We start from the raw sequence: 6,912 nt of genomic DNA, 5'->3' as shown, positions 1-6,912 counted from the left end.
ATCGAAATTACCGTTTGCAGAATCATCTTGTAAATATAAATCATTGGTTGTTAAAGCAATATTATATTTGGCAGAAAGGTAATTATTTACAATAATATGCTCAGCATCGTTAAGGGAGTAGTTAAAATGAATTATTTCTGTAAAGTCTGCCTCTAAATGAGCAGGGAAATTAAGGTTTAAAGTTCCTATAAGAAGGTCTTCAGTACTATTTATTAGAGATGTTGAGGTTTCAGAATATTGTTTAATTAAGCTACCAGCACTATATGTTTTAGATCTTTCAAGAAATGGAAGACTACCATCAAAATTAAAACTTAAAATGTAATTAGTGTCATTAGAAAAAGAAATAGGATCTGTATTAAATCTATTGTCTTTATTTACAATATCGGAGTATAAATAATTATTTTGCCAAAAGTAAAAACCATAAGAATAAGTAGCGGCTGTACTTGTGTTTGTTCTTTTTCCGAATATGGCTTTAGGGCCAGTATCTAAATTCTTTGGTCTTAGAACAGCAAAATAAGTTATTCCACTTGTGCCATCTAATATATCGGTATCACTAACTACTATTTCATCATCATTTCCATCTAAACGAACAGCAGGCATATTGTTCATGGTGCTGGTTGAAAGAAATGTAGGTTGTAGATTAAGATTAGTTTGATTTCCGTCATTATTATTTCCAGAAGTGTCATTCCAATTGCTAACATTAGTACCAGATGTAAGTTCTAAATCATCAGCTTTTAACCATAATCCATTTGAAGACGAATTACCGACACCTCCAGGACCTGTTTGAGAATAACAGGTATTAAAAAATATAAAAATGACAAAAATTAAAAACGATTTGGAGTAGTTCATAATTTTGGTTAATTAAAAATTAATCACAAACATACATCAAAAAAAGTATATTTTTTATTCATTTTTCTGGTAACCATTAGTTTATATAATTACTTAATCGTGTTGTTTTGATGTAATTATCTTACAATCAAAATGTTGGATAATATTTTAGCAAAATGAGTGTTTTGTTAATTTTTTTAAATTTTAAAAAATGTATTGTTAATATTTTACAAACTTATTACTCTTTAAGTTTTGAGCATTTTTAGTTTTTGCTTTAAGAATATATATACCGTCATTTAAATTAGAAATATTTATAGTATTAGCTTCTAATGAATTCAATGATATAATAATTTGCCCCAATGTATTGTAAATATTTAATGATTCTATATTACTTATGCTATCTATATTATATAGTTCCAGATGTTTATTTTCGGGGTTATAAAAGGTGAAGAATTTTTCATTTTTAAATGTTGTTGTTTCTAAAGCAGAATCTTTTTTAAATACTATAGAAAATTCATTATATTCTTTAACTTCATCTAATATAATTTGAATCTCTCCATGTCTTAAGTTATAGTATAAGTTTTTATTATTGTCCTTTAAGAAAATATCCATCGTATTAGGAACGTACTTCATTTTATCAATGGAGAATTTATATATACCAGGATCTGTTACTTTAATTTTTAAAGGTAAATTATCATTGATATCTATTTGAGGTAAGGCTTGAATGACTTTAGTTTCTTCACCCCAAAATAGGTAATCTCCGCTAGAAAGAGTAGAAGGATTATTTATTCTAACAATACCTGTTCCTTGGGAATCTGTATGGTTATCTCCATTAGTTGCTTGACCTATTCCTGCTACATCAAAATCGAAATTACCGTTTGCAGAATCATCTTGTAAATATAAATCATTGGTTGTTAAAGCAATATTATATTTGGCAGAAAGGTAATTATTTACAATAATATGCTCAGCATCGTTAAGGGAGTAGTTAAAATGAATTATTTCGGCTAAATCTGCTCCTAGATTTTGTCCGTATCCTATATTTAAGCTTCCGATAAGAAGGTCTGAAGCACTGTTTATTATTGTACTGGAAGTTTCTTGAGCTTGTTGAATTAAACTACCGGCACTATAAATTTTCGATCTTGAGATTGCTGGAACACTACCATCAAAGCCCATGCCTAGTATATAATTTGTAGCGTTAGAAAAACTTGTTGGATTTGTTGTAAAACGGTTATTTAGATATACAATATCAGAATTTAAATAATTATTAGTATAGAAAAAAAACGAATAAGCGTAGTTTGTAGATGAAGTATGCGTGTTTCTTTTTGATAATACGGCTTTAGGACTACTGTTATTTAGGTTGTTTGGTCTTAGAACTGTAAAATAAGTCATTCCACTTGTTCCATCTAAAATATTAGAATCACTTACTACTATTTCATCATTACTTCCATCTAAGCGAACCACAGGCATATTATTCAAGGCACTAGTTGAAAAAAATGTAGGTTGTAGGATAGAATTAGTCTGGTTTCCATCATTGTTATTTCCAGAAGCGTCATTCCAACTGCTAACATTAGAACCCGAAGCTAGTATTATATCATCTGCTTTTAACCATAGTCCATTTGATGTTGTGTTACCTACACCTCCAGGCCCTGTTTGAGAAAAAGTATTATTAAAAAATATAAAAAGGCTGAAAATTAAAAGTGATTTGGAGTAGCTCATAAATTAGAGATGGAAAAACTAGACTAAAAAATATTTTTTAATCTAGCTTTTCATATTTTAATTATTTTTAACCATAATTTTATACATATATTGTTTTTGTTTTAAGACTTGAAAAAAATATAGAATCATTATTAATCTAGTATTTTGAAAATTTATAACTTATTGAGTTTTCATGACTTTTAGTATTTACTTTAAGTATATATATGCCATTACTTAAATTAGAAATGTTTATAGTATTAGTCTCTAATGAATTTAAGTGCATGATTTTTTGACCTAAGACACTATATATACTTAATGTCTCAATGTTTATTAAGTTATCTATATTGTGTAATTCTAATAGTTTTGTTTCAGCATTATAAGTAGTAAAGAAGTTATCGTTACTAAACTCTGCTGTATTTAAGATTGTATCTTCTTTAAAAACTATAGAAAACTCTGCATGATTTCCAACGTTATCTAATAAAACTTGAGCTTCATCCTGTCTTAAGTTATAGTATATGTTTTTATGGTTGTCTTTCAAGAAAACATTCATAGTATCAGGAATATATTGCATTTTGTCAATAGAGAATTTATATATTCCAGGATCTGTAACCTTAATACTTAAAGGTAATTCATCATCAATATTTATTTTAGGTAAAGCTTGAACAACTAATTTGTTCTCACCTAAAATCCAATTAATATCGTTTCTTAAATCATCATATGCTTTTGCATCATATCCACTATCGTATAACATTGAAGCTTTAGTATCATACCCTAATCCTATAATTTTAGTAATATTTTTAGGCTCTTTAAAAGAGAACCAAATTTTAGACCTTTTATCTTTAGAAATCGAAGAAGCAGTGATCTTGTTTTTGAGAGATGATTTATAAAAAATAGCTTCAGATAAAGATTCTCTAGCGAAAATACGCTGCTGATTATTAAAAACAAGGTTTCCAGAGTTAGCTATAGTTACAAAAAAACCTTGTCCAATAGGAATATTAGAAGTAGGAGCTGCTTTCGAGGTATAGCCATCTCCACTAGTTAATCCAGAATTATCGGCAACAGCAGGAGTGGGCATCATTAAATTGTAAGTGGCATAACCTCCTTCATAGTCAGCTAAATAATGACTGCTATTGGAAGTAAAGTGTTCCCAAAAATATAATGTACCATCAATTACTGTTGAGTTATCATTAATAAATTGGTCTGCGTTTAAAGCCGAAGGATATGGGTTTCCTACTAAAAAATCATTATTAGCAATTGCAGGATAGGAGTAATTACCATCGTTAGGAATTCCTTTAAAAATATATTCTTGTTCAGGACTGGCAGTACCAGATCCTTTCATGGTATAACCTATGCCAGGTAATAAATTACTGGTATCACTCAAAGAGTTCCATTGAGAATATGTGTTAGAAAGACCATTGAAGCTATATAGCCATCTGGAACTTAAAGTAATAGGGGTAGTGTTAGCATTAGCATTAAGAGCATTGTTAAAATTTATAACGCCATTAGCATCTTCTAAATCTCCAATTTGCCATGATCCACCATTATTTACCGGGGAACTCCAATAATTATAATTATGTAAGTTTGAAGACCCTTGTTGGTTAACACTTAAATATCCACTACCAGAATTGGAAGTTGTAGTACTATGATTTTGTATAAGTTGAGCCTCTCCTAATAAATTCATAACGCCATTAATAACTACTTGATTTTCAACGCTAATAGAGATGCCACTAGAGACGGATATAGTTCCTCCAGTTTCTATTTCAATTTCTCTCACATTAGCGTTATTATTTAAAATTCCAGCAGCTCCAGATTTTATAGTAAATTTTAAACAAGAATCTGTATTGCCTGGGGCATTTTCTGTACCAGAACCATTAAAAAAATTTGTTCCATCCCATACAATTTGATCTAGATAACGAAGCGTAAAATAATCGCCATCATTGAAAGTTACATTAGAAACAGTCGCTCTTGTTTCTGAACTATTTATAGTTAAGTTGTAAACCGTAGGTGAAGAGAAATTACTATCATTATCGACAACTAGTTGTAAAGGTTGACAACTTGGCTTATCTGTTAAATCAATACTATGTAGAAAAAACCTTACTCTAACAGTTCCTAAATCATTGATTTTACTAACGCGCCATTTAGAGTTTAACTGTTCATAATAATTAGTTGTATTTGTATAAAAATTATAAGTAGGATCTTTGGTTTCTTCTCCCCAAAATAAATAATCACCATCAGATAGTGCCGAAGGATTACTTATTCTAACAATACCTGTACCTTGTGAGTTCCTATGTCTTATACCACTAGCGACTTGTCCAATTCCCGCAACATCATGATCAAAATTTCCGTTTGCAGGATTATCTTGAGTATATAAATCGTTGGCTGCTAATGAATAATTATATTTAGCAGATAGATAATTATCTACAATTATTCTTTGAGCTGCATTAATATCTGTATCGTACATTATTACTTCACCAATATCACCATTAAAATAATAGTTGGGAGTAATCTCATTTCGTCCAGCTCCAATTCTAATAGGTCTAACAGTATTAGAAGCCATAGTGTGAGTACTTGTAGCATCTAAAGAACCATTTATATAAAGTGTTTTATTATTTGTTGCTGCTGTTGTGTATTGTAATGTTTGACCAGCCCAATTGCCAGCAGTAGATGTTCCTCCTGTAGTACTTTGCCAAGGGTTATTTGTTCTACCCGTCCAGAATTGCCAATTATTATTATTAGGTATTGAGTATAAGATAAATCCTCTAGTTTCAGATCCAGAAGGATCATCTCTATTAGATATAACAGCCTTATATGAAGTTGAAGAATTTACATTGGTTGATGAAAAAATAGTGAATTCCGCTGGAGTTATATTTGATGTAAAGGCTCTTTCAAAGTAGTCATTCGTTCCATCAAAATTAAAGGCAGGGTAGCCATTAACTGTTGCGGTATTGAAAGTAGCACCATTACCAACTGTAAAATCATAATTATTTCCAGAACTATCTGTCCAATTAGTAATTGTACTACCATTAGTTCCAGTTATATCATCTGCATTAAGCCATAATACTAAATTTGAACTTCCATCGTTAGAACCTACACCACCAGGTCCCGTTTGAGAATAACTGAAGTTAAAAAAAGTAAAAACAATAAGAATTAAAATTGATTTTAGATACTTCATAATTTGAGAGAAAATTTAAGTTAACAAGCACTAGCATTTTTTTTGATGCTTATAAATGTTTATAAATTTAGGTTTTGAGGGAAGTTGATTTATAAATAGCAAAATATTGAGAGGGATAAGTTAATATGTTAAAACTCAACTTAGATATAATGTCCTTTGAGAAACAGCGTTATTATGTTTTCTAAATTGAAAATAATTAAATATTGTATGCGTACTATTTAATACTAATTCAAAAGCCTTTTTTAGCTTACAAACAGGTATATAAGTACTTATTCTAGTTATTTTTGTTAGAGGGAAACTATACTTTAAAAATGTAATAGCAACAAAAATTAAAAACGATTTGGGGTAGTTCATAATTTTGAGAGATAATTTATAGTGTGGTAAACATATAATATTTTTTAGGATTTTACAATTTTTAAATTTTTAAATTTGAAAATATTTGTATAAAGAGAAAGTTTTTGGCTACTATAATTTAAATACATAAAATAAAGATTATTTAAGAGTAAGAAAAAGTATATTTTTTTTGATAATACAGTATTTTAATATTAAAGTTTTTTGTTAACAAGAAGCTTAGTATTTTTACACTTTAGGCGAAATAATTGGATGTTGGTAACAATACTTTAATGTTAATTTTGTTTAAAATTAATTTTTTTTGAATAAAAATTCACTAATTTTAATATCTGGATATAATAAGTATATTGCCTATAAAACAAACCTACTTTTTAATTATGAACCTAAAAAAAAACTTAATATAGCTATGGCCAGAGCAATGCTAGAGTATACCAAGACAATACTTAATAAAGTTAGTTTTGATAACACTTTGTTTTGCAAAGAAGTACAAAAAGCAGTAGACAGGTTACTGCCTTATGAGATTGAAGAAATTAAAATTTATATTCTTTCTCTTGTACAGCAAAATCCAGATTTAAACCAATGTTTAATTTATTTGAAACCATAAAAAAAGCGGCTAATTAGCCAGTCATGGTCGGAAGATTTTTTCTTCCGACTTTTTATTTTATGTTGGGCAATATTTTAGTTTTAATTATTTGATTATCACTTGATTACTTTGTTTTTGTGATGTGTTTTTCGTGTCTTATTATCTGATAATCAATATATTATATCAGTATTTAAAGATCACAAAATTTCTGTAAGTCAATTATTAGGTGTTATACCAGAGGCGCTTTTGTCCAAATTATCATTAACTACAAAAGTCGATTACT

General features: G+C 28.8%; 3 protein-coding genes and 1 pseudogene. 1 reads left to right on the top strand and 3 read right to left on the bottom strand.

Annotation, left to right across the window (positions count from 1 at the left end; genetic code table 11):
• The 3 genes and pseudogenes from A8C32_RS05150 to A8C32_RS21035 form a co-directional block, all read right to left on the bottom strand.
• A pseudogene (locus tag A8C32_RS05150) lies at positions 1–849 on the bottom strand (hypothetical protein); the annotation flags it as partial.
• A 198-nt stretch (positions 850–1,047) separates the two neighbouring features.
• On the bottom strand, positions 1,048–2,544 hold the full coding sequence (locus A8C32_RS05145; RefSeq protein WP_069829381.1) for a T9SS type A sorting domain-containing protein: 1,497 nt from the start codon (positions 2,542–2,544) through the stop codon (positions 1,048–1,050).
• Between the two features lie 136 nt (positions 2,545–2,680).
• Positions 2,681–5,695, bottom strand: coding sequence for a DUF8693 domain-containing protein (locus tag A8C32_RS21035; protein ID WP_069829380.1), 3,015 nt, complete (start codon positions 5,693–5,695; stop codon positions 2,681–2,683).
• Between the two features lie 757 nt (positions 5,696–6,452).
• Here A8C32_RS21035 and A8C32_RS05130 point away from each other — a divergent pair.
• The gene (locus A8C32_RS05130) at positions 6,453–6,650 is read left to right on the top strand and encodes a hypothetical protein (protein WP_069829382.1); all 198 of its coding nucleotides are present in this window, start codon (positions 6,453–6,455) and stop codon (positions 6,648–6,650) included.
• The last annotated feature ends 262 nt before the right edge of the window (positions 6,651–6,912 follow it).

The sequence above is a fragment of the Flavivirga aquatica genome (assembly GCF_001747085.1).
GTDB classification, from domain to species: Bacteria; Bacteroidota; Bacteroidia; order Flavobacteriales; family Flavobacteriaceae; genus Algibacter_C; species Algibacter_C aquatica.
Note: the sequence above shows the minus strand (reverse complement) of the source record. Positions and strands in the feature narration are given on the sequence as shown.